Source organism: Bacillus sp. F19 (genome assembly GCA_023823795.1).
Classification (GTDB): domain Bacteria; phylum Bacillota; class Bacilli; order Bacillales; family Bacillaceae; genus Bacillus_P.
Genome location: CP085711.1, coordinates 367,409 through 391,999 on the forward strand (window position 1 = coordinate 367,409; position 24,591 = coordinate 391,999).

At 38.5% G+C, this 24,591-nt stretch carries 16 protein-coding genes and 2 pseudogenes; 17 read left to right on the top strand and 1 reads right to left on the bottom strand.

Translation table 11 applies throughout. The features are described 5' to 3' along the window. Positions 1 to 214 precede the first annotated feature (214 nt). The 15 genes from LIT25_27500 to LIT25_27570 all read left to right on the top strand — a co-directional run bounded on the left by LIT25_27500 (position 215) and on the right by LIT25_27570 (position 22,467). Positions 215 to 1,537, top strand: coding sequence for an extracellular solute-binding protein (locus LIT25_27500; protein ID USK36508.1), 1,323 nt, complete (start codon positions 215 to 217; stop codon positions 1,535 to 1,537). Next, a complete protein-coding gene (locus LIT25_27505; protein USK36509.1) occupies positions 1,537 to 2,415 on the top strand; it encodes a sugar ABC transporter permease in 879 nt (292 codons plus the stop codon). The genes LIT25_27500 and LIT25_27505 overlap by 1 nt, the downstream gene beginning before the upstream one ends. Further along, complete coding sequence (locus tag LIT25_27510; protein ID USK36510.1) at positions 2,402 to 3,232, top strand: carbohydrate ABC transporter permease; 831 nt, start codon at positions 2,402 to 2,404, stop codon at positions 3,230 to 3,232. Before LIT25_27505 ends, LIT25_27510 begins: the two co-directional genes overlap by 14 nt. 23 nt (positions 3,233 to 3,255) lie before the next feature. Continuing rightward, the gene (locus LIT25_27515; GenBank protein USK36511.1) at positions 3,256 to 4,878 is read left to right on the top strand and encodes an alpha-glucosidase; all 1,623 of its coding nucleotides are present in this window, start codon (positions 3,256 to 3,258) and stop codon (positions 4,876 to 4,878) included. Continuing rightward, positions 4,868 to 5,833: a DUF1861 family protein gene (locus tag LIT25_27520; protein ID USK36788.1), complete on the top strand. Its 966-nt coding sequence runs from the start codon at positions 4,868 to 4,870 to the stop codon at positions 5,831 to 5,833. Before LIT25_27515 ends, LIT25_27520 begins: the two co-directional genes overlap by 11 nt. After that, the gene (locus tag LIT25_27525; protein USK36512.1) at positions 5,830 to 6,897 is read left to right on the top strand and encodes a glycoside hydrolase family 130 protein; all 1,068 of its coding nucleotides are present in this window, start codon (positions 5,830 to 5,832) and stop codon (positions 6,895 to 6,897) included. Before LIT25_27520 ends, LIT25_27525 begins: the two co-directional genes overlap by 4 nt. 156 nt (positions 6,898 to 7,053) lie before the next feature. Next, positions 7,054 to 9,576, top strand: coding sequence for a glycoside hydrolase family 2 protein (locus tag LIT25_27530; GenBank protein ID USK36513.1), 2,523 nt, complete (start codon positions 7,054 to 7,056; stop codon positions 9,574 to 9,576). Next, positions 9,573 to 10,565 (top strand): zinc-dependent alcohol dehydrogenase family protein, encoded by a 993-nt coding sequence (locus tag LIT25_27535; protein ID USK36514.1) that lies wholly within the window; start codon positions 9,573 to 9,575, stop codon positions 10,563 to 10,565. Before LIT25_27530 ends, LIT25_27535 begins: the two co-directional genes overlap by 4 nt. Before the next feature lie 55 nt (positions 10,566 to 10,620). Next, positions 10,621 to 11,850 (top strand): MFS transporter, encoded by a 1,230-nt coding sequence (locus LIT25_27540; GenBank protein USK36515.1) that lies wholly within the window; start codon positions 10,621 to 10,623, stop codon positions 11,848 to 11,850. A 56-nt stretch (positions 11,851 to 11,906) separates the two neighbouring features. Next, on the top strand, positions 11,907 to 12,779 hold the full coding sequence (locus tag LIT25_27545; GenBank protein USK36516.1) for an ROK family protein: 873 nt from the start codon (positions 11,907 to 11,909) through the stop codon (positions 12,777 to 12,779). Between the two features lie 17 nt (positions 12,780 to 12,796). Next, positions 12,797 to 13,747 (top strand): mannose-6-phosphate isomerase, class I, encoded by a 951-nt coding sequence (gene manA, locus LIT25_27550; GenBank protein USK36789.1) that lies wholly within the window; start codon positions 12,797 to 12,799, stop codon positions 13,745 to 13,747. A 371-nt stretch (positions 13,748 to 14,118) separates the two neighbouring features. After that, complete coding sequence (locus tag LIT25_27555) at positions 14,119 to 14,622, top strand: glycerol-3-phosphate responsive antiterminator (GenBank protein ID USK36790.1); 504 nt, start codon at positions 14,119 to 14,121, stop codon at positions 14,620 to 14,622. Positions 14,623 to 15,371: 749 nt separating this feature from the next. Further along, positions 15,372 to 16,460, top strand: a complete 1,089-nt coding sequence (locus LIT25_27560; protein ID USK36517.1) for a HupE/UreJ family protein — start codon at positions 15,372 to 15,374, stop codon at positions 16,458 to 16,460. Between the two features lie 83 nt (positions 16,461 to 16,543). Next, the gene (locus LIT25_27565) at positions 16,544 to 21,205 is read left to right on the top strand and encodes a PQQ-binding-like beta-propeller repeat protein (GenBank protein USK36518.1); all 4,662 of its coding nucleotides are present in this window, start codon (positions 16,544 to 16,546) and stop codon (positions 21,203 to 21,205) included. 470 nt (positions 21,206 to 21,675) lie between these two features. After that, positions 21,676 to 22,467, top strand: coding sequence for an HAD-IIA family hydrolase (locus tag LIT25_27570; protein ID USK36519.1), 792 nt, complete (start codon positions 21,676 to 21,678; stop codon positions 22,465 to 22,467). A 161-nt stretch (positions 22,468 to 22,628) separates the two neighbouring features. On the opposite strand, the pseudogene LIT25_27575 reads toward LIT25_27570, so the two are convergent. Further along, positions 22,629 to 23,214: pseudogene (locus LIT25_27575) on the bottom strand (IS3 family transposase). Between the two features lie 361 nt (positions 23,215 to 23,575). On the opposite strand from LIT25_27575, the pseudogene LIT25_27580 reads away from it, so the two are divergent. Beyond that, positions 23,576 to 23,737: pseudogene (locus tag LIT25_27580) on the top strand (HAD hydrolase-like protein). Between the two features lie 172 nt (positions 23,738 to 23,909). After that, positions 23,910 to 24,449: a DJ-1/PfpI family protein gene (locus LIT25_27585; GenBank protein USK36520.1), complete on the top strand. Its 540-nt coding sequence runs from the start codon at positions 23,910 to 23,912 to the stop codon at positions 24,447 to 24,449. The last annotated feature ends 142 nt before the right edge of the window (positions 24,450 to 24,591 follow it).

Sequence of the window (24,591 nt, forward strand, 5' to 3'; positions counted from 1 at the left end):
ACGGGGGATTAGTAAAAACAACTTATTTTTTACATTTGGTTAGATACATTAATACAATTTTTGAAAAGAAATGATAGCGCTCCCACATGTGAGATTAGCCATTTTCTTGTAACTTACATTTGTTTTATTAGATTTATAATAGTGTTACCCTTCAGGGAAATACTATTTGTTTGTGAGGTATGTAAAAGATAATTAGTAATTGGAGGAATTTGGGATGAAGATAAAAAAAGTAGCGTCGATCTTGTTTGCAGCTTCACTTACAGTTTCCGGGCTTGCTGCCTGTAGTACAGGTAATAAAGAACAAAACAGCGGCACAAAAGATGGGGTAACAACGATTGAATTTTGGGCTGCTCCAAACCCAACACAGCAAGTGTATTGGAAGGAAGTAGCGGAAGAGTTTACAAAAGAAAATCCTGAAATAAAAGTTAATGTTAGTCCAATGAAGGAAAGCCCAACTTCTGAAGCAGGTATTCAATCTGCGATTGCTGGTGGAAGTGCGCCTACAATGTCTGAAAACATTAACCGTGGTTTTGCCGCTCAGTTAGCAGATAGTAAAGCCCTTGTACCGTTAGATGAATTAGATGGATGGGATAAAGTAAAAGAAAGCCGTAAGATGGAAAATACGATGAAGGGCTGGGAATTTGCTGACGGCCACCAATATGTATTACCAATTTACTCAAATGCGATGTTGTTTGGTTGGAGATTAGACATTTTAAAAGAACTTGGTTATAACGAACCACCAAAAACTTACAGTGAAATGTTAGATGTGGCTAAGAAATTAAAAGAAAAATATCCTGATAAGTATGTGTGGGCAAAAGCAGACCTTGCTGATCCAACACCTTGGAAGAGGTGGTTCGACTTCTTCATGTTGTATAATGCGGCATCAGACGGTAACAAGTTTGTTGAAGGTACTAAATTTACAGGCGATGAAAAAGCAGGTGAACAAGTACTTGGCTTTATGGATGATTTACGTCAAGCAGACGCATTATTAACAAGGCAGTCAAAAGATCCGTTTGAATCTGGTTTAGGAATTTTCGTAGATGTTGGTCCTTGGACTATTCCATACTGGGCAGAAAAATTCCCAGAAATGAAATATAACGAAACTTATACATTAACCCCACCTCCTGTTCCAGATGATATGGATCCAAAAGAAGTTAAAACATTTGCTGATTCAAAAGGTTTAGTCGTTTACGCTACTGCAACGAAAGAACAACAAAAAGCAGCTATGAAATTCATTAACTGGGTTTACTCAAACCCTGAAAATGATTTGAAATGGCTTGAAAAGACGAACTTACCACCAGCACGTGACGATTTAACAACAAATGAAACATTTAAGGCGTTCCTTGATAAAAATCCAGCATTACAACCATATGCAGCAGCCGTTCCAAATGCGATTCCGCCAATGGATAACGCTAAATATAATGATATTCAAACGTTTATTGGTCAACATGCTTTCAATCCAGTGGTAAAGGGTGAGAAAAATCCGAAAACTGCTTGGAAGGATATGGAAGAGGCCGTTGAGGGGGCTCTGAAATAATGAGCACAAAACAAGGAAGAATGGGCTGGCTTTTTGCCAGTCCTTATCTTTTATACGCAATCGTTTTCTTTCTAATACCACTCGTTTGGTCATTGTTTTTATCTGTGACTGATTGGAATTTAATAGCACCTACTTTTAGTTTTGTTGGATTAGAAAATTATGCAGAGGCTTTTCAAAGCCCAGGTGTCCAAAGTGCATTTTTCGTGACTTTTAAATTTATGGCTGTTTTTGTTCCATTAGTTATTGCGTCTTCAATCATTGTTGCCTTAATCGTTCAGGGGTTACCTAAATTTAAAGGACTGTTTTTAATTGGATTTTTTCTGCCTTACTTAGCATCAGGGGTTGTTTCCTCACTCATCATAAAAGGACTATTATCTTACAACAGTCCGATTAATGAATTTTTACGAAACGCCTTTGGCTTAGATATTAACTGGCTTGGTTCACCATTTGGAGCACTCTTCGTTGTCGCGGTGATTATCGCCTGGAAATTTACCGGGTACTATGCGCTGATTTTGACATCCGGGTTTGAGAGCATTAATAAGGAAGTATATGAAGCGGCGATGATCGATGGGGTAAATGCTTGGCAGCGTTTTTGGAAGATTACCTTTCCGCTCCTTTACCCTGCTTTATTTACGGTTTTAATTTTATCGATTGGTGTTACGTTTGGTATTTTCACAGAGGTTTACCAATTAACAGGCGGAGGACCAAATTTTGCAACTAATACATGGCAAATGGAGATTTTTACAAGAGCGTTCTCAAATCTTCAAGCAGGTTATGCTTCAGCGATTGCGGTTATTGCTTCCGTTGTAACGTTTATTTCGATTTTTATCATTCGAAAACTCTTAGAAATGTGGGGGAAACGATATGGGTGGAGCTAAGAAAAATGGATTATGGTTACGTTACCTAATCGCCATTGTTCTCTTACTGATTATGATCTTTCCGTATATTTATATGGTGCTAAATTCTTTTGCTGATTGGAATCAAGTAGATAAGAAGCTGATTCCGACAGAATTCACTTTGAAATCGTATCAATGGCTGTTAGGCGGAGGAGAAGCATTAATTCCAAGGCCATGGATTAATGCGTTTTTTAACAGTTTTATCGTCTCTGCTGGTTCTACTCTGTTAATGATGGTCTCTGCGGTTATGGTTGCATATGCACTAGCAAAAATTCCGTTTAAAGGAAGAGACACCATTAATAACTTTATTTTATTCCAAATGTTCTTTCCGGCGATTATATTGCTAATCCCAACGTTCCTTGTCATTCAAAGAATCGGAATGTATGACTCATATTGGGGAATGATCTTGCCGAAAGCAATGAGTCTATGGGCTGTATTTATGTATACGAACTTTTTCAAGGCGATTCCAGAAACTTTTATTGAAGCCGCAAAATTAGATGGTGCAAGCGAATGGCAAATTATGTTCAAAATCGTCATGCCAATGTCAAAATCGATTACTACTGTTATTTTCTTATTCCTGTTTATGGAAAGATGGACAGAGCTATTATGGGATATGTTAGTTGCGAAGAGTGACGATATGCTAACCCTGAATGTCCTTTTATCCCAAATGTTCGGTCCATATGGCGGTTATCCAGGCCCGATGTATGCCGCATCTGTTTTATTAACAATGCCAATCATAATTATTTTCTTGCTTTTCGCGAAAAAGTTCCAAGAAGGTATGCAATTTACACTTAAGTAATCCAGGACTGGAGTTCTTACACAATGGTTAATTGGTGGAAACAATCGACTTTTTATGAAATCTATATGCCAAGCTTTAAAGACGGAAATGGCGATGGAATTGGTGATTTTGCTGGAATCACCTCCAAACTTGACTATCTAAAAGAGTTAGGGATTGATGGACTGTGGCTCACTCCCTTTTATCCTTCACCAAAGGTCGATAACGGTTATGACATTTCCGACTACAAATCGATTGATCCTGATTATGGAACGATGGAGGATTTTGAGGCTTTCATTAAGGAAGCACATCAGCGTGGAATCCGAGTAATTGCCGATTTAGTTTTGAACCATACCTCAACTGATCATAAATGGTTCCAAGAGTCAAAGTCGTCAAAGAATCATCCGAAACGTGATTGGTATATTTGGAGAGATGAGCCGAACAATTGGGAATCGTTCTTTGGAGGCTCTGCATGGGAATATAATGAAGCGACAAACCAATATTATTACCACGCGTTTGCGAAGGAACAGGCTGATTTAAATTGGGCCAATCCTGAAGTGAAACAAGCTATGTTTGATGTCATGAAATTTTGGCTTGAAAAGGGAATCGATGGTTTCCGGCTTGATGTCATCAATTTCTTAAAGGTCAATGATTCTTTCAAAGACAATCCATATGACTTTGAAAAGAATGAACAAAATCACTTATACGATAAAGACCAAGAAGGTATTTTACCGATTATTACAGAAATCGCTGAGTTTGTGCATCAGTTTCCCGATAAATTCCTTGTTGGTGAGGTTGGTTCTGAGGACCTGAGGATTCTAAAACAGTATTCTGGTCTTAACAAATTTGATGTTGTGTTTAATTTTAATATTGGGAGTATCGGAGAGTTTGATTCGGATAAAATCTTTCAGCAATTAGAGGAAACGGAGCAAGTTTATCATCCAACTCAAATTCCAACCTTGTTCTTTTCAAGTCATGATATGTCTCGGCATATTTCAAGGTTTGGCGGCGATGAGGACCGAGCCAAACTAGTTGCTGCTTTGATGCTTACGGCGAAGGGTGTTCCTTTTATTTATTATGGAAATGAAATTGGGATGAGAGATTGGGTAGCCGATGACATCGCGAAAATGAAGGATGTCCAAGGAATAATGGCTTATGAGCTAGAAATTCAGTCAAAACAGTCGCATGAGAAGGCATTAGCTGTAGCTAATGAGAAATCGAGGGATAAGTCACGTACCCCGATGCAATGGAATTCACATTCTAATGTAGGGTTTTCAGAGACTTTGCCCTGGATTACGATTCCGGCTCATGCTTACAAAATTAATGTTGAAAATCAGCAAAATGATCCGAATTCAATGCTTTCTTTTTATAAAAGGCTGCTGAAGCTGCGAAAAGCACATTCTTCATTAGGTTTAGCGGATTATGAATTTTTACGTAATGAAAATGGAATGATTTACTTCGTCAGAAAAGATCAATTTGAAAAGATATTAGTTATCTTGAATTTTTCTGATCAATCAAAATCTCTCAATCTAGCTGCTTGCTTTTCCTCGGATATAGAAATGCTGCTTTCATCAAAGCGAACGAGCTTAGAAAGTGGGAACGTGGTAACAATTTTAGCAAATGAAGCAATGATCCTAAAGGGGGATATAGGAGATGAACATGTTAAGTAAAGGGAATGCTCAAACTTGTGAACAGCTATTAGAGGAATTCACTTCAAAAGCTCAGCCAACCAATCCTGAAAAAATTGTATTCTCTGGTATTGGTGTAAATGATGTCTATAATATTAGCGCACCATTTGAAGATGAAGGGGAGCTTGTGATTGCAGGACGAGTTGAATCACGTGACAGTGAACACTCTAATGTTTATTTTTTTGTCAAGAGAAACGGTGAGTGGGTGCCAAGAGAAAATGCACCTGTTCTTGAAATGCAAGATCCTTTCTTCACTAAAATAGCAGGAGAGTTAGTATTGGGAGGCGTTCAAATCTTCCCTCATCCAACACTCGAAGGAAAACTTGGCTGGCGAACAGTTTTTTATAAAGGCCGATCGATTGCTAGCTTAAAAGAGTTTGCTAAAGGCCCAGATGGAATGAAAGACCTTCGACTTATTGAGCTTGAGGATGGAAGTATTGGTGTATTAACAAGACCTCAAGGAGAAAAAGGCGGAAGAGGAAAAATTGGCTGGACCCGTATCTCTTCATTATCTGAATTGACAATTGAAGTGATCGACGAAGCGCCTTTACTTGAAGACCAGTTTATTGACGAACAATGGGGCGGTGGGAACGAAGCGCACCTTTTAGCTAATGGTCTCATAGGCGTACTTGGGCATATTGCATCTTTTGATGAGGAAGGAAATCGCCACTACTATCCAATGGTATTTGTACTTGATCCGGAAACAGGTGCATTTTCTGATATGGAGCTAATCGCAACAAGAAGCCAGTTCCTTCATGGTCCATCGAAGCGCCCAGACTTAGCAGATGTTGTGTTTAGCGGCGGTTTAGTTCGAAAATCAGATGGCACGGCTGATCTTTATGCAGGCATTAGTGATGCTGAAGCTCAAAAAATCACCATAACCGATCCGTTTTTACCATACGAGCAAAAATTCAGCATTAAGGAGAAATCAAAATGAACGTATATAGATATGAAGAGAACCCATTGGTCACACCAGCACATGTAAAACCGCATCGACCTGATTTTGAAGTGATTGGTGCCTTTAATGCAGGGATTGCAACATATAATGATGAAATTATTATGCTGCTCCGTGTAGCTGAACGCCCAATTAGTGAAGACTTAAATATTGTAAAAGCGCCTATTTATCGTCCACAAACGAATGAACTAGAGATTTTAGATTTTAATTTAAATGATCCTGCTTATGATTTCTCTGATCCGCGTGTGATTCGGGAAAATGGTGATAAACAAGGTTTTAAGTACTTAACTTCTTTGTCGTATTTACGTATTGCACGAAGCAAAGATGGTCATCAGTTCACCATTGATGACACCCCATTTGTTTACCCATCCAATGAATTAGAAACCTTTGGAATTGAAGACCCGCGGATTACACAAATAGAAGATACCTATTATATTTACTTTAGTGCTATTTCACCAGTTGGCGTTGGAGAATCAATGGTTTCCACTAAAGATTTTATAACGACTGAACATCATGGGATGATTTTTGCGCCGGAAAACAAAGATGTTTTAATCTTCCCTGAAAAAATAAACGGAAAATATTATGCTATTCATCGTCCAGTACCGAGAAGTGTCGGAGAGCCAGAGATGTGGATTGCTGAATCGACCAATCTCTTACACTGGGGAAATCACAAGCATTTACTAGGATTACGTGAAGGTATGTGGGATAGCGCGCGTATGGGCGGAGGAGCCGTTCCTTTTAAAACGGAAAAAGGCTGGCTTGAGCTTTACCATGGTGCAACCAAAGACCATCGCTATTGTATGGGAGCTGTTTTACTTGATTTAGAAGATCCGACAAAGGTCATTGCTCGCTCCGATCAGCCGATTCTGGAACCTGAAGCTGATTATGAAGTAGAAGGGTTCTTTGGAAATGTAGTCTTTTCATGTGGGGCTATCGTTGAAGGCGATGTTGTCAAAATGTTTTACGGTGTTGCAGACACATCGATGGCATGTGCTGAATTAAGCTTACAAGAAATTCTAGATTCATTGATTTATATTAAAGAGTGAGCTTTTGTTGTGAGGATGACTCAAAGCAAAGGGACAGACCCCTCAACCCACAATATACTGAGTTACCACTTTTATTGTGATTGGTGAGGAGTTGTGCCTTATTGAGTCATCCTCTTTTTCTTTTAAATGTAAATTAACAAGGCAGGTGACGTTCCTATGAAAATAAATGAAAACTGGAAAATAAGACAATTTGATGTGGGGACTGCTCGTGACCTGGAAGTGGCTTCTCCTGAATATATTGATTATTTTTGGATGACAGCATCTGTACCTGGTGATGTTCATTCAACCTTAATTGACCGAAAATTGATTGAGGACCCTTTTTACGGACACAATGATCTCAAATGTCAGTGGGTAGAAGAAAACGTGTGGTGGTATCGCAACACCTTTGAGTTCTATGATGACATTACGAAAGACGACCGCTATGAGTTGATCTTCGAGGGACTTGATACGTTTGCTACGATTTATTTAAACGGTGTGGAGCTGGGTTCAACAGAAAATATGTTTATTAGTCACACCTTTGAAGTGGCAAGGGAGCTGAAGAAAGGAAAAAATGTTCTGGCCATAAAATTTGATCCAGTACATGTTCATGTAAAAGAAAAGGTCCAATATTATTGGTCAGGATTTAGCAAGAAACGGATCTGGACACGAAAAGCTCAAAGCCATTATGGCTGGGACTGGGGCCCGCGCTTGGTTGCTGCAGGGATTTGGAAAGATGTTCATTTAAAGAAAATAACCTATGCCAAAATTGATAATGTGTTTGCGAAAACAAAATTTATATCACAAGACAGAGCGATTGTCGAAGTGGAAGTAGAAGTCGATTCATTTAGGAGAGAAAAAGAATATGAAGTCTATGTGAATCTTTCCTATGGGGAAGAAAGGTTTGCAACCAAAGTTAGAGTGGATCGCAAAAAAGCAACAGCTGTATTGGAAGTGGAAAATCCTAAGCTGTGGTGGACACATGACATTGGGACGCCTCATCTATATCTACTAACTGTTGAATTGTTTGCAGATGGTGTGAAAGTTGATGATAGACAGGAAGAGTTCGGGATTAGAACCATTGAAGTGCTTCGAAAAGATGAAGAAGGAAATCATTGTTTTACCTTTGTTTTAAATGGAGAAAAGGTATTTGCGAAAGGCGCTAATTGGATTCCGATTGATAGTTTCATTGGAGCAGTCCCGGATTCTCGTTATAAGCATTTAATCAAGATGTCCAAAGACGCGAATATGAATATGCTTCGCGTATGGGGCGGCGGCATCTATGAAAAAGATGTGTTTTATGACGAGTGTAATCGACTTGGCATTTTAGTCTGGCAGGATTTTATGTTTTCATGTGCTCTTTATCCCGATTACAATATGAACTTTATGGCTAATGTCAAAGAGGAAATTATTCATGTTGTTAAAAGGCTTCGGAATCATCCTAGCTTGGCTTTATGGTGCGGTAACAATGAAAATGACTGGCTGTATGAAGCGTTGTTTTCGTCAGGGGAAATTAACCATCCTTTTTATGGTGAAAAAATCTATCATGAATTAATGCCGGAATTGTTAGAAGAACTCGATCCAACTCGCTTGTTTTGGCCAAGTTCCCCATTTGGAGGAAATGACCACAACTCTAGAGACCAGGGAGATTCACATAATTGGCAAGTTTGGCATGGTAATATTGAGCCGAGAACATTTGGTGAGCCACAGACGGTGGATTACAGTATCGAAGGGTTGTCATTTAAAAATTTTAAAAATGATACCACAACCTTTGCAAGTGAATTTGGTATGCACGCTTCTTCCAATCGCTATACATTAGAGCGAAATATCCCTAAGGATCAATTTTTCTGGGGAAGCGAAGAAATGGCGTACCGCAATAAAGATATCCATCATCCAAAAGGAATTTTGTTAATGGAAGGATATACAGGAGTTCCGAAGGATTTAGATGAGTACATTGCTTTTTCGATGTTAACCCAGGCAGAAGGATTGAAATATGGAATCGAACATTATCGACGGAATAAACCACATACAAGCGGCGCACTATTTTGGCAGCTTAACGACTGCTGGCCGGGTACAAGCTGGTCGGTCATTGACTATTATTTATTGCCAAAGGCTTCCTATCATTATGCTAGAAAATTCTACAGCCCAGTTCTATTGACGGTGGATTATATCCCAAGGAGAGATTTATCTATTTGGATTGTTAATGATCGCTTAGAAACCTATCAGGACGAAATTGAGCTGGCTGTTTATCAATTTAATGGAGAAAAAGTATTTTCAAAGCAATGGATGGTTTCAATTGAGCCAAATGTGTCTAAACAAGTGGCAGCAGTTTTGGAACAGGATGCTTTAGGCAGACTTCAACCAGATGAAGCTGTTTTCGTCATCCGCTCTAAGAATGATAAAACCAATGAAAACATCTATTATTTCCGCGATCAAAAGGATTTGAAACTTGGTGATTCAGAATTAACAGTCTCCATAGACCAAGAGAAAAATGAGTTGACCGTTTCCACAAATGTGCTAGCACGGATGGTAACGATTGAAATGGATATGGAACAATTGGTAATCGAGGATAATTTCTTTGACATACTTCCAAATGAGAGCAGAACTCTTAGGGTCGGGCAGGCAGAGGGAAAAGAAGTTCCTTGGGAGACTTTGAGAGTGAAGGCTATTAATAGTGTGAAACCAAAGGGGTCATTATTATGAAAGCAGCGGTTTTACAAGGAACAAAGCAAATAGAAGTGATGGATTGGAACTATCGATCACCATCCCCGAAAGAGGTGATCGTAAGAGTAAAAAGCTGCGGTATATGTGGAACAGATCAGCATATTTACCATGGCCATCCTGGTTCTGCTGAAGTCAATCCACCGATCGTTCTTGGGCACGAATTAGCTGGAGAAGTGGATGAGGTAGGTACAGAAGTATCTATCTTACAAAAAGGCGACCGTGTTTCGATTGATCCGAACATTTATTGCGGGACATGTGAGTATTGTCGCAGCAACCGAGCTCATTTATGTATTCATCTTCAGGCAGTCGGTGTAACAAGAGATGGTGGAATGGGAGAGTATTGTGTAGTACCAGCAGCTAATTGTTACAAGATCCCAGACCATATGACGTTCGAAGAGGCTGCTCTTGTTGAGCCATTAGGCTGTGTTATACATGGTTTTAAGAAAATTCACTTGTCATCCTTAAGTAAGGTACTCCTTATTGGTGGCGGTTTTATTGGACAATTATTTTTACAATTGGTGAAACAACAAAATGTTCAATCCATCTTAGTAAGTGAACCTGCTGATAACAAAAGGGAGCTTCTATATAAGTTGGGTGCCGATGAAGTGATCCATCCAATGAATGCTGGAAGGTTAGAGGCAGACGTGGTAATTGAATGTGTGGGCAGACCGGAGAGCATGGAATTGGCTGTCAAATCAGCAGCAAAGGGCGGCCAAGTGTTACTTTTTGGAGTTTCTGCACCCAATACAATGATTTCGGTTTCACCCTTTGAAATTTTTTCAAAGGAGCTTTCCATAAAGGGCTCGTTCGTGAACCCATTTACGCACGAAGAAGCTATTTCACTTATTGCGAAAAAAGTGGTAGATGTCGGGTCGCTCATTTCTCATCGTTTTACAATTGAAGAGTTATCAGCAGAAATGGCTAACTTCCAAAATCTTAACGTTTCAAAAGCGATCATTAACCACTAGTTGCAGTAGTTTTCGGCCTAAAGGGCCGACTCTACTGCAAAAGGAGTTTAAAAGAATGTTTCAAATTTTCAAGTCTTTTTCTACGGAATTAAAATTTTATTTACTCATGAATACCCTTTTTTCCTTTGGCGGTGCATTATCAGGTATCTTTCAAAGTGTGTTTCTGTGGAAACTAGATAAAACTTATTCACTGCTTGCCTATTATAGTTTATATTGGTCCATTGCAATCATTTTTTCTTTTGGGCTTTGTGCGTGGATTGCTAGGAAAACAAGCCCGATGATTACGATGCGTTTAGGGTTTATCTTTTATCTGATTACTTATTTAATCATGCTTATTTTTCATAACACATTAAGTGATCATATCATTTTGTTGGGAAGCACAACTGGCTTGGCAATGAGCCTATACTATGTCGGCGTGCATATGGCTGTATTAGATTTAACAACAAATGATAAGCGGGATCAATTTTTATATGTACAAGGAATATTACTTACCATCGGAGGAGTAATCGCGCCGCTTCTATCAGGGATTTTAATCTCGCAATTTCAAGGTATGATTGGTTATTATGTCGTTTTTATTGCTACATGTGTATTCTTTTTTATTTCTTTTTTAATCTCACTAAAAGTGAAAGGAATTCCAGTTACAACAAAAAGTTATTTTTGGGATGTCATCAAGAATCCATCACGAGAATGGAAGAAGATGTACAAGGTTATGTTTGCCGATGGAATTGTATCCGGAGTGTACTCGACCTTTTTGATTACGATGATAACGTTCAAAGTAGCTGGTGGAGAATTGAGCTTAGGTGTTTATAATACAGCAGCTGAGATTGTTGCAATTGTTGCTTTCTATTTGCTCGCTAAATTCTCTAATCAGAAATATCGTCTGGCAATTTTTGCGATTGGTTCGGTTAGTATATTTTTGAGTTCTGTTTTACTATCAGCCCTTCCTGTATTCATTTCGTTGGTTATTTTTGGAGTCGTCTCGCCTGTAGCAATGAATATGATTAACACCTCGATGAATGCAATGATTTATGAGTCAATTGAAAAGGATCCTCAATATAAGGAAAAGAGACTGGACTATATTATTATTCGAGAAATTCCACTCGGTGTTGGAAGAATCATCGGTGTATTTTTGTTTCTAGCTATGCAAAAATACTTTGATATAGAGGCGCTTTTACCTATTTCGTTTAGTTTCTTTCCTATTGTATATGTCATAATAATTCCATCACTATATTTTATCTGGAAAAAACCAAAAAAGGGACCCGTGGTTAGTTCTAGTGAAATATAGAAAAAAGGAAATTTGGAAGGATAATAGGATATATTTTCATTTGGAGGGATTTGAGTATGTTAGGTGCAATCGAAGCGGGTGGGACAAAGTTTGTTTGTGCTGTTGGTGATGAAAATGGTAAAATTTCAGATCGAATTCAGATTTCAACCACTGTACCAGCGGAAACTATGCCAAAGGTGTTTGACTTTTTTAATAAATATCCTGTTAAAGCGATTGGGATTGGTTCATTCGGGCCAATCGATGTAAACCGAGATAGTTCTACTTACGGATATATTACGTCGACGCCTAAATCGGCATGGGAATATTATCCTTTTGTGCAAGCATTAAAAGACTCCTTTTCTGTTCCGATTGGATTCAATACAGACGTTAATGCTGCAGCCTTGGGAGAAGCTACCTTTGGCGCTGCTAAAGGATTGGACAGCTGCTTGTACATTACTGTTGGTACAGGAATTGGAGCAGGAGCTATTGTTCAGGGGAAACTCCTTCAAGGGCTTTCGCACCCTGAAATGGGACATATCCTTGTGAGGCGACATCCGAATGATGAGTATCAAGGAAAGTGCCCTTATCATCACGATTGCTTAGAAGGTCTTGCTGCCGGACCTGCTATTGAAGCTCGATGGGGCGACAAAGGTGTTAACCTTGTTGATCGGATGGAAGTTTGGGATTTGGAAGGCTACTATATTGCCCAAGCTCTCATGCAGTATATTTTAATTTTATCACCAAAAAGGATTATTCTTGGTGGAGGAGTCATGAACCAGGAGCAAGTATTCTCTAATACTTACAAGTATTTAAAAGAACTAGTTAACGAGTATGTTACTTTACCTGAGCTTTCTGAGTATATTGTTCGTCCAGGTTTTGGGGATAACGCAGGAATTACTGGAGCCCTTATACTTGCTCATCAAGCATTTCTAAAAGAAAAGCAAAATTAAACCTACTTCAGGAGGAAATAAAAGTGCAGCCTTTATTTTTAAAACCAGTTTTTAAAGAACGAATTTGGGGTGGAACAGCCTTACAAACAGAATTTGATTACGATATTCCAATTAATAAAACAGGTGAATGCTGGGCAATTTCCGCTCATCCAAATGGACCTTCTATCATAGAAAATGGTCTATATGCTGGTATGGCGTTGGACGAGCTATGGCGTGAGCATCCAGAGCTTTTTGGTAACCCGAAGGAAGAAGTTTTTCCACTATTAACGAAGATATTGGATGCAAACATGGATTTATCCGTTCAGGTCCATCCAGAGGATGCCTATGCTAAGGTACACGAAAGTGGAGAACTTGGTAAAACGGAATGCTGGTATATCCTTGACTGTAAAGAAGGAGCCGACATGATCTTCGGCCACAATGCAAAAACAAAAGAAGAATTAATCCAACAAATTAATTTAGGTAACTGGAACGAACTACTGGGCAGAGTGAAAATCAAGCCTGGCGATTTTTTCTATGTACCAAGCGGAACCATCCATGCATTATGTGAAGGTACGCTTGTATTAGAAACACAGCAAAGCTCTGACACAACCTACAGAGTGTATGATTACAATCGTAGAGATGCAGAGGGCAATTTGCGAGATCTTCATTTAAAAAAAGCGATTGATGTGACAACTGTGCCACATCATGACACTGGGGTTGCGCCTAAAGTTCAGAAGCAGGAGAATATAACAATTACTACTTTTGTAGAATCAGAATTTTTCTCAGTGTACAAGTGGGATATAGAAGGGAAAGTTACTTTTTCATTTAATGATCAATATATACTTCTAAGTGTGATCAAGGGTGATGGAACTCTAGTTCACAATTGTGAGAAATATTCTCTTAAAAAAGGTACACATTTCATAATTCCAGTGGGATTAGGAGAATTTGAATTAGATGGGGATTGTGAATTGATTGTTTCCCATCCGTAGCATTACACATGCACACCGATTTTGTCGAAGATTGAAAATGGAACCAGAGTTAATCGCCCTGGTTCCTTTACTTTTTTAAGGTTGTGTTCGCAAAAATTGTTGTGTTCCGTAGATAGACATATACGTCTATCATAAGGAAATTGTGCTCTTTTCTATTAAAAATCGCTCGGAGAATTCCCTAATATAACGAGAGAACAAACTAAATAATATTGAAAAGCTCAATGTTTATACTTGGCTTTCACCTTTAGCGATTTCAAGGCCAATGACTGTACCCATAAAATAACACTTTACTAGATTACCGGCAGCAATTTAAACAGTCTAAAGAACAAATGGAAGAATAATGGCATTCTGCTGTACGTGATGTCTCCTTAATTGAAAAAGCAGTTCTTTCACCTGTAGAGACAATCCTTTTAATGACTGGGGATATTTTTACGATTGAGCATTGTGTAGAAATGAGTAGAAAACACAACAAGTCTATTTTCTTACATGTTGATTTAATAAAAGGGATAGCTAATGATCGAGAAGGAATAAAGTACTTGTCGAAAAAGGTAAAGCCAGATGGGATTGTTTCAACAAAAAATCAATTAATTCAAGCTGCTAAAAAAGAGGGGTTATTAGCTGTTCAGCATTTATTTATGATTGATACACATGCATATGAAAATGGGGTTAAGAATATTGTAGATGTAAAACCCGATGCAATTGAAATAATGCCAGGATTGATGCCAAGGGTCATCCGTGAGTTTTACGACAAAATTGATTGCCCTATTATCACAGCGGGATTAATTAAACATGCACATGAAGTTAGAGAAGTTGTGGAGGCTGGAGCCCATGGAGTAGCCATTGGTGAACCTGAGTTATGGGATCTAATACTATAAGTACTATTTTGAATATGACAAATAGTAGGTAGAATAAACTAATTATTAATAATAATTAATAAATTATTAACAAATTAACAATACTATTTTAATCTAAGAGTCTTAGAATTAAGTTATAAATTTCGAATGCCTAACCACTACAAGAAATTAATAATTATATATTGCTAACTGCCAAGGGTGGAGTTAATGGAGAAAACCCAGGTATAGCTACTAGTTCTACAAAAATACACGAATGCTATTTAGGCATGTGTTTTTTGGGACTGGCTATACTTGGGTTTTTTGTTATTCTTTTCTAGTCAGCGGATTTAGGGGGTGGGAATGATTACCGAAAACCAACTAGAGGAAATGAAAGTGAGTTTAGTAACAAAGCTATTTTTATTAAACTAAGTGTCTGTTTACTTATCTATCATCTTACTAAGCCTGCTTACTCATACAAAAAGAATTAGATGGTGATGTTCAAACTAATGATAGATCAACTACTAACTATTATGAGGAGGGTGAGGAAAAATGAAATTCTTAATGGCTATCAGCTAGATAGACAATTTCGTGCTTAGGTACAGATGGGAAGTAAGGTCTCTGGTCATGAGCGTGTATTATCTAAATCATCAAATTTACTACCCAAATACTATTTTAATGCAGGGGGTGGGGGTAGAGGCTCTGAGAATTTACTATTTGATCATCTTTCTCATTTGCTAACGTAGCTCCGCCCCTTTTTTCACTGCAAATTTAGATGAAAGGTTTGAGCAACTGTGAATAAAATTATTTCATGCTTTGCACTGTTTATATGCTGTTTTATGATGATGCTTATCCCTTTTAAGGTTATGGCCCACACAGATAATAGTGAAGGTTATTCAAAGATTACAATGGATCGAGAAAATGAAGAGCTACATGTAGAACTTTCTATTGATTATTTTGAAATGGGAAGGTTGATTGATTTTGGGGTAAATCCAGGTTCTTCTTCGGCTCAGCTCAGTAAGGCATTAGAAGAGAAACGTGATGCTTTATCAGAGTATCTTTCATCACATTTTGAAATTTCGGTGGATGGAGAAAGGGTGGACGGAGAGCTCATCTCTACAGAAGTAGAAAAGAGACTGGATCGAGATTACGCAAAGATATCTCTAGATCTTCCTATAACTGATTTAGATTCGGCGATTCAAATTCATTACAATATCTTCTTTGAGGATAATGACCCAATGCATAGAAACATTATGACATATGAGATTGGAGAGAAAAAAGGGCAGTTTGCTTTTCAAGCAGAAGAGAGGGAACTTCAGATTGGTGAGGAGACTCTTGTTAGCCAAATCATCCGGTTCATTGAAATTGGTTTCCACCATATTATGATAGGTATCGATCATATTTTGTTTGTTATCGCACTTGTTTTGGGGACTCGAAAATTTTCAGATGTATTGAAAGTTATTACAGTCTTTACAATAGCCCATAGTATCACAATTGGACTAACAGCTATGAAATTTCTCAATCTACCACCAGAGATTATTGAGCCGCTCATTGCGTTAAGTATTGCGTTTGTAGCTGTTGAGAGTATCCTTGGATTTTCATCAAAATTCAGGTTTGCCGTTGTGTTTCTTTTCGGGTTAATCCATGGAGTTGGATTCGCAGGTGCTCTACTGCTAAATAATGAAATAACATGGCAATCTTTATTGTCCATCCTCTCATTTAATGTAGGTGTTGAAGTGGGACAAGCTCTAATTATTGTGCTTTTGTTTCCTCTGCTTCTTTATATCCGAAAATACAAATGGTCTTTTTACATTCATGGAGCGACAACGATGTGGATCTTAGGAATGGGATTATTTTGGTATTTTGAGCGCATTTTAGGATAATACTTGGGCCGAAATAGGAGGTGGTGCTTTCATCTAGTTAGGTTTTTAAAAGAAACATGAACTCAAGAATTGGAGGAGAAACGATGGAATTTTTAGAAGGAAAAGGGAAAATAACTAAACAAAAACTTAAAGTAATTACCGCTGTTATCATGTGTGGACTAGCTGTTGCTGCTGTAACTAAGCCGGTTATTGCTGAAAACACTAATGTAACCGTTAAGGGTGTTGTGTTTGTTGATAAAAATGAAAATGGAACCCTTGATAGTAACGAACAAGGGATTCCTAATGTTTCCGTTTCAGATGGGAAGACTGTTACTGTTTCAGACGAAGAAGGAAATTATACATTAACTACAAGTACAGATAGACGACAAACGGATATTGTTTTTGTAACTGTTCCTAGCGGATATAGCGTACCAACAGATGAGAACAAAACACCTCAGTTTTATAAACTGCTAGGCAACCTCAAAGCAGGTGAAACAAGTGAACAAAACTTCGGTTTGTTACATACGCCGGACAATAAAAATCCGAACTTTAGCTTTGTCAATATAGCAGATGTTCACGTAGAAGCTGGGAGCACTAATAATCGCGAACGGTTTACAAATCAGCTTTCTCAAATCAACGAATTAACAGGAGATCCAGCCTTTATTGCTGTAAGTGGTGATTTGACAAACCGAGCAACAGATGCTGAATTCCAGGATTATACAGCGAGTACAGCTACATCTACTCTTCCGGTATATCCTGCAATGGGGAACCATGATTTTGCACCTGGCTCCGACTACAAAACAAGAGTTGATCGTTACCGAAACTATTTAGGACCAGAGTGGTATTCATTTGATTATGGAAATCGACATTTTGTAACATTGGAGAACAACATAGGCTTTTCAGAACCAGAACAATTAGAGTGGTTGAAACAGGATCTTGCCCAAAATGCAAAGGACAAGGAAGTCGTCGTATTTGTTCATAAGCCATTAAATACACCACAAACTCCATCAGCAGATAGTACTAAGCAGTTTATAGATCTTCTTAGTCAATATAATACACGCCTTGTGATGGTAGGACACACGCATGTAAATGATGTAGCACAAGACACCATTCCTGGTGCAGACCATGTAACATCTGTTTCTAGTGCTTACACGATTGATCAATCACCTAATGGATTTAGAATGGTTACTTTCCAAGGTGACGAACAAGATCCGAAATTTAAAATGTATGATGTGAAAAAAAGTGCTTCTATTGTACATCCGGCAAACAATAGTGAAATAGCTCAAGATAAAATCAACATATTGGTAAATGCTTATAACACTTCAAGTAATGTTAAAAGAGTAGAATACCGTGTGGATGGTGGTCCATGGAAAAAGCTTAAACAAAGCAGCGGTATGAGTTGGTATGGCACATGGGATGCCCGTAAAGCAAAGTTAAGAAAGCATCATATGGAAGTCAGGGTGACTGATGATGCCGAAAATGTTTGGTCAAGAATTTCACAATTTTCAATTGTAGATGATGACAAAAAAATTACACCAAAGAGCGGAACTGACTGGACGATGTTCCACGGTGATGCTCAGCATACGGGTTATACAAAGGATACACTTGAAGCAGGTCTGAATTTTAGCTGGACTTACCGTACACCAGGAACAATTCTTACTTCTTCACCAGCAATTGTAGATGAAATTGTTTATATAGGAACACGTGATGAAGACAGCAATGAACATCATGCCATTCATGCGGTGGACCAAAAAACTGGCAAAAAGCTGTGGCAGGTAAAGGCTGATGCTCAAGTACAATCTTCTCCTGCAGTTGCCGACGGAATCGTATATGCTTCGTCTATCCGAGGTACTTTATATGCAATGGATGCAAAAACAGGAAAAATAATTTGGGAGAAGTCAGTAGGTAAAAATGAAGTGCAACGTGCATGGATGTACTACTCTCCAACAATCGACAATGGAGTCGTGTATCAGGCATATAGTACGGGCAGTGGTGGAGCGATGATGGCACTTGATGCTATTACGGGAGAAGAAATATGGAATGCACCTTTAGCGGGAGGCTGGATTGTTGAATCAACACCAGTTGTTCAAGATGGAAAAGTTTATGTTGGTGCAGACGGAGGTTGGTTGATTGCCCTTGATGCCTTAAATGGTAAGGAAATATGGAAACAAAAACCTGCGGGAGGCTGGATGCATTCAATGCCATCCATCTCAAAAGGTCGTGTTTATATGGGATATCAAGGTGGATTAGTAGTTGCACTTGATTCTTCAACAGGTAAAGAACTGTGGCGCTACAAGAGCTCAGACTCATCTTATATTCACGGAGGGGCAACTGGGTCGTCTGCTGCAGTCGCTGATGACGTTGTTTATATGGGATTCCCAGATGGAAATGTGGTTGCCTTAGATGCAACAACAGGTTCATTGAAATGGAAGTACCGAACACAAGGTGGTATCATCTCATCTGCAGCAGTCAGCGGTGATGTAGTATTTATCGGATCGAATGATGGAAACCTTTATGCATTTGATCGTAGTACAGGACAGCCTTTATGGCAGCATGAAATTGGAGCTTGGGTAGCATCATCTCCAGCTATTTCAGGAAATACTTTAGTTGTCGGTGCCCTTGATGGAAACCTGTATGCTTTCACTCCTGGAGGGAAAAAGGTTCAAAAGTGGCCCCGAGCTACTGGAAAAGTAAGTGATGCTATTACAGGAAAACCTGTTAGTCGAGCTACGATCGTGGCAACAAACGGTGCAGGTGAAACTAAAACGACAGTGGCAAATGATAATGGTGAGTATGTTCTTGGTCTACAGCCAGGAAAATATACTCTCACAGCCAAACGTAGAGGGTTCTTGAATGGTACTTCAGCTTCTACTGAAATGGTAACTGGTCAAGTTGAAACAATTGACTTGGAACTAGATGAGATTACCGAGCCAGTTGCTGGTAAGTCCCAGGAGACACCTGATTTTAATTCAGGGAGCCCACGTTTGGACACAACGAATGGTGAAGAATATCACTATATTATGAATAATCGAATTCAAGCAACTATTTCTTCAACGATTGGTGCTAACAACGTTGCGGGAACTTTCCAGCCTGGATGGCTATCAGATATCGCTTTACTAGATAATAATGCATCAGAGACGCTGGATTGGAGTGAGTGGATCCTTTCCAAAACAATGAATGATCCGAAACTGCCTTGGAATCGTCAGGGACAATGGTTATCTTTACCCAATATCAACGTTGATGGTGATACAATTAATGCATCAGGACAAGCGCAAATTGATCCTGCAATTAAAACGAAAGTTACTTACAAAGCTTTGCCGAATGCACCAGTAGCAAAGTTTACTTTACAGCTTGATAATACAGGAACAGAAGATTTTAAGGGGTATTTTCAGTATTTACTAGATCCTGACAGTTCTGACGACACTGCATTTGTTCCAGGAATATCAGCTGCAAATCCTGGCTTCATTACATCAGGATGGGCAGGAAACTACATTTATGACGGACCAAAAACAGCTATTTCTAGCCCGGCCCATGGAATTGCTTGGGTTAACGATCAGCCGACTGGATTAAGTGCTTTTGGTTATATTTTTGGGGTATCATTTGATGCAAGTGTAGCAGCAGGTGAAAAGAAATCTATTAGCTGGTACCACATCACTGATTATCCTGCTAATGGAAGTAGCCCAGCATCAACTATTGCCAATTGGGCTGCAAATCTTGGTACTTTAGATCCTGAAGCAGCAGAGCAATCTCGTATTCAGGGAAGTGTCACTGATTCTAGTACAAATAAGCCAGTTGAAGGAGCTTTAGTAGAGGCTCTAAATAAAGAAAATAAAGTAGTTGCATCTTCAACTACCAATAATGAAGGAAAGTATCTGTTTGCTTTGCAGGACCCCGGAAGTTATTCCGTTCGCGCAAGTCGCCTTTCTTATGAAAATGCGACAATTACTACTATAATTAGTGAAGGAGAAACAAAGTCTGTAGATGTTTCTCTAAAGCCAGTAACAGTTAACGCAGGTACTGGAAAGATTCTACCAGGTCCTGTCTCTGAAGGATCTATTCAGGACATTATGATGGAAAACAGCAGATTAGCTATGACGATTGCTGCAGTTACCCAGGACGCACAGCTTCCTGGAGTGACGAAAGGAAAGCCAATCGATATTTCAGCTAAGGGCTTTCAAGATCAAGTGGACTGGTTTAATCTTCCTTATATATCGACAGCTCAACCATTGGGTCCAGATGCATGGAGGCAATTAACTGTAAAAAGTGAAGAAGTAAAAGTAATGGAATCTTCTTCTGAACGTGCTGTGGTAAGTGCGATCGGTACATCCACAGAAGATCCAGAAATCAAAGTAGATACTACTTATACGATTTTACCGGATCAAGAGTGGATAACAGCTAAAACAGTGTTTTCCAACACTGGTCAGGATTCCAAATCTGTTTGGATAGGTGACGCTTTGGATTATGATGGAGCTGGACAAAAAAGCGGTGTAGCCGGACACGGTACGATTACGCTAGCCTATTCTGATCCGCAGGAGTTCACGCCAACTGAACCATGGATGGGAATGTCTGGTACAGATAGGCAAACGATTGGTCTCGTTTATTCAGGAATTACTTCCGGGTTAAAAGTTTATGGTAATGGAAGCTGGATTATGAGCCGACAAAATGTAGAACTAGCTGCAGGTGGTAGTCATACGATGGAGCGAAAAATCGTAGCCGCACCTAGTGGCACAGAAGATCCGTTTTCAGTTCTGAATTCTATTAAGTAAGAATTCTTTCACTCTTTTAAAAAAATCAGTTGTAACCTTGAATCGAATATAAAACTCAGGTGGTGACACACATAGTGTTGCTACCTGCAATAAATAAATTGAAATCAGAAAATCCATTCGTTACTAATTCTTTTCCTAGCGAAAATATAAAATTAACAATAATGTGCTAAATTATATATAGAAGAAATTGCAACAGAAATTTTATATAGCATACTAAAAAACTACCAAGGGTGGAGTATTGGAGAAAATCCAGGTATAGTTCTTAGTCCGTTATGACATAAACTCAAAGAGTTTGTGTTTATTATGACTAACTATATTTGGGTTTTTTCTGTTTTTAAAAGGAGGTTACTTATTGGACGAAAACTAGCTTATCAAAGTATCTATTACTTAACAAAAAAAGATAATTAAGTAGAGGCTTTATGTACTAATAGCAACAAGACTAGGTTAAGAAAAGGCAGTGAATGATAAAAATGACAATGAATATAGCGAAATGCACCACATTTATTTTTGATTTGGATGGATCTGTTTATTCAGGTAGTCAGATGTACCCAGGAGTGAAGAAGTTACTACGATTATTGCATTTTAATCAAAAACAAATTTACTTTTTAAGCAATAATTCAACCGATACTGCTGAAACTATTCGAGAAAAGCTGAGTGGAATGGGCCTAGCTGTTCAGGAATCTTCTATACTAGTAGCCACAGAATTAGTAGGAGACTACTTGCTAGAAAAGTACGGTGTCGTTAAAGTGAAAACGTTTGGCACTCCTGCACTCCAACATTCTATTAAATCTGCAGGTCACATCATTTCACAGGTAGGTTGTAAGGATCCTTGTGATGTAGTAGTGGTGGGGCGCGATCCTTCCTTTACATATGAAAAGCTATATGATTGCGCAAGAACCCTAACAGTTGGTGTTAAACTAGTGGCAGTTAATCCTGATCTTTATCATCCGGGAGAGGATGGAAGTAGGGTACCAGAAACTGGGGCACTTATCTCAGCAATACAGGCGGTATCAGGTGTTACGGAGTTAGAATCTGTAGGGAAACCCTATTGTTATTCATTTAAAAAGATTAAGGAACTATCATCTGTTGAACCTCAGTCTTGTATCATGATTGGGGATAACCCTTACACAGATATTCAGGGAGGATACTTAGCTGGAATGCATACAGTTTGGATTTCCCATGGACAACCATTTCCTCTAGATCTTGGGTTCAAGCCTGATATTACAATACCATCCATTGGTGAATTAGTTCATTACTTATAATTAGGAGAGGTTTATGGGCGCTCAAGGTTATATCGGGATAAAAAGAATAAAGTATCTCATTTTGGTGTGCTTTTTTAGAAGAAAGTATAATCTGGTCTATATAAGTAAAAGGGGAATTTATACAATAATTATATAAAGTAAAATGGTATGTCAACACTAAACTAGACAGTTTTCCTAAGGTGTAAATTTTTGTATTCTCGTGGGCTTAAATAACCCAATGTTCCATGAATTCTTGTTCCATTAAACCAGTTCACATAATCAAATAGTTCCCTCTTTAAGTCGGATAGTGATTCGAAGTGGCGTTTTTTTACAAACTCTGTCTTGATAATTTTAAATGTTGCCTCCGCAACCGCATTATCATATGGGCAGCCTTTCATACTCATAGAACGCTTGATTTCAAACGTTTCTAAGGCTTCGTCAATCAATTTATTCTTGAATTCACTTCCACGATCCGTGTGAAATAACTTGATCTTGTTTAGATCAATTTTTATCGAAGAAATCGCTTGATACACAAGCTTTGCGTCCTTCTGTGGACCAGCACTGTATCCGATAATTTTCCGATTATAAAGATCAAAATACACATATGTAATGCCATTTTTTCTCGACTCTCACATACGTTAAATCACTGACAACCACGTCGTAAGCTGCTTCTTGTCTGAACTCACGGTTTAGCTCATTCTTTTGCTTCGATTCATTACACGTTGAGACATGGGGTTTGAACTGGGCAATGGTATAAGTGGACACTAGGCCTGTTTTTGATAAATCACAGCAAAGAGAGGGTATCTTCGGGGAAATTCGTATTTCCAATAGTAAAAAGCTCAATTTCCCTATTTTAATTCAGAGAAATTGAGCTTTTTCATTACTCCATAAACGCGCCCTTTAATTGAAGAAGGAGTCTTGCTTTTTACGGTTACTTTAACTCATATGAATGTCTGTACCATACTGAAGAAGTTTTAGTTTCCTTGCCACAGATTGGGATGCAAAGTTGTCCCACGAAGTGCTATATAGAGCAATTCGTCCTTGTTTTTGTACCTCTGCTGCCCAAGCATTTATGACATCTATACTGTATCCTCATCCGCGGTAATCTTCATGTGTGAATACACTTCTTCGTCTGCACGATATTATTGGGGCAAATAATAGTGGGATTGACTCAATTGGAGTAACTTATGGATATGGTTCATTCGAAGAAATAAGTCACTCTAACCCTACTTATATTGTCGAAAGTGTTGACCAATTAAAAGATATTTTGATGGGAAGTCGAGTAAAATAAACATATATCGTTCTTCCATTAAAGGGGGCTTTTCTTGAATATCCTTGCAATGTGGATGTTCCAGAACGATCTTCAACAATAGGGCGCGATAGCCGAAGATTCAAGTAATGGTCTCCGGCTATTCTCTCTTTTAAGGTTTGGGCAGCAATAAATTGAAAAGAGGTTATAAAGAATGAAAAAAACAGCAGTGTTACTATATCCTCAATTTAGTGAATATGAACTAAGTGTAGCATTATCAATCTTAATGCAAGGAGAGAAACCTGTAATTACTGTCGGAATAAGTAATCAACCGATTAGAGGGGAATCTGGATTAACTTGTTTGCCTGATACCACTATTGATAATCTTAACTATGATGACATAGATAGTCTCTTATTAACAGGATGTATGGATATATTCTCTTTAGAAGGTGAAAGAAAGCTATTTGAGTTTTTGCAACAAATAGAAAGTAAAGTATCTGTAATTGCCAGTATTTCGAGTTCTCCTTATCTTCTAGCAAAAGCAGGGATATTAAAAGGGAAAAAATATACTATTGGTATGACAAAGGAAAATCGGGAGATGACGGGTGTTTTTGAAAGAGAAAATTATTGTGAATCACTAGTAGTCCAAGATGGAAATCTAATTACTGCAAGAGGAAGAGGATTCATTAGATTTGGAACTTTATTTGGAAAAGCACTAAATCTTACATTTGATGATAATTGGTACAAAGAGTGATATCTTCCCAATCGGGGGCTTCGAATTATTCATGCAGCAGTGATGTTCCAAGATGATCTTCAACAATCGGGCCATTTAATGGAGTACAGGGCAGGAATAGACTATTCTTTGTTATCATGAACTGTGACAAGGTGTTTTTTGT

Coding starts and splice junctions, on each gene's coding strand:
- LIT25_27500 (USK36508.1), top strand. CDS start 215: ATGAAGATAAAAAAAGTAGCGTCGATCTTGTTTGCAGCTTCACTTACA.
- LIT25_27505 (USK36509.1), top strand. CDS start 1,537: ATGAGCACAAAACAAGGAAGAATGGGCTGGCTTTTTGCCAGTCCTTAT.
- LIT25_27510 (USK36510.1), top strand. CDS start 2,402: ATGGGTGGAGCTAAGAAAAATGGATTATGGTTACGTTACCTAATCGCC.
- LIT25_27515 (USK36511.1), top strand. CDS start 3,256: ATGGTTAATTGGTGGAAACAATCGACTTTTTATGAAATCTATATGCCA.
- LIT25_27520 (USK36788.1), top strand. CDS start 4,868: ATGTTAAGTAAAGGGAATGCTCAAACTTGTGAACAGCTATTAGAGGAA.
- LIT25_27525 (USK36512.1), top strand. CDS start 5,830: ATGAACGTATATAGATATGAAGAGAACCCATTGGTCACACCAGCACAT.
- LIT25_27530 (USK36513.1), top strand. CDS start 7,054: ATGAAAATAAATGAAAACTGGAAAATAAGACAATTTGATGTGGGGACT.
- LIT25_27535 (USK36514.1), top strand. CDS start 9,573: ATGAAAGCAGCGGTTTTACAAGGAACAAAGCAAATAGAAGTGATGGAT.
- LIT25_27540 (USK36515.1), top strand. CDS start 10,621: ATGTTTCAAATTTTCAAGTCTTTTTCTACGGAATTAAAATTTTATTTA.
- LIT25_27545 (USK36516.1), top strand. CDS start 11,907: ATGTTAGGTGCAATCGAAGCGGGTGGGACAAAGTTTGTTTGTGCTGTT.
- LIT25_27565 (USK36518.1), top strand. CDS start 16,544: ATGGAATTTTTAGAAGGAAAAGGGAAAATAACTAAACAAAAACTTAAA.
- LIT25_27570 (USK36519.1), top strand. CDS start 21,676: ATGACAATGAATATAGCGAAATGCACCACATTTATTTTTGATTTGGAT.
- LIT25_27585 (USK36520.1), top strand. CDS start 23,910: ATGAAAAAAACAGCAGTGTTACTATATCCTCAATTTAGTGAATATGAA.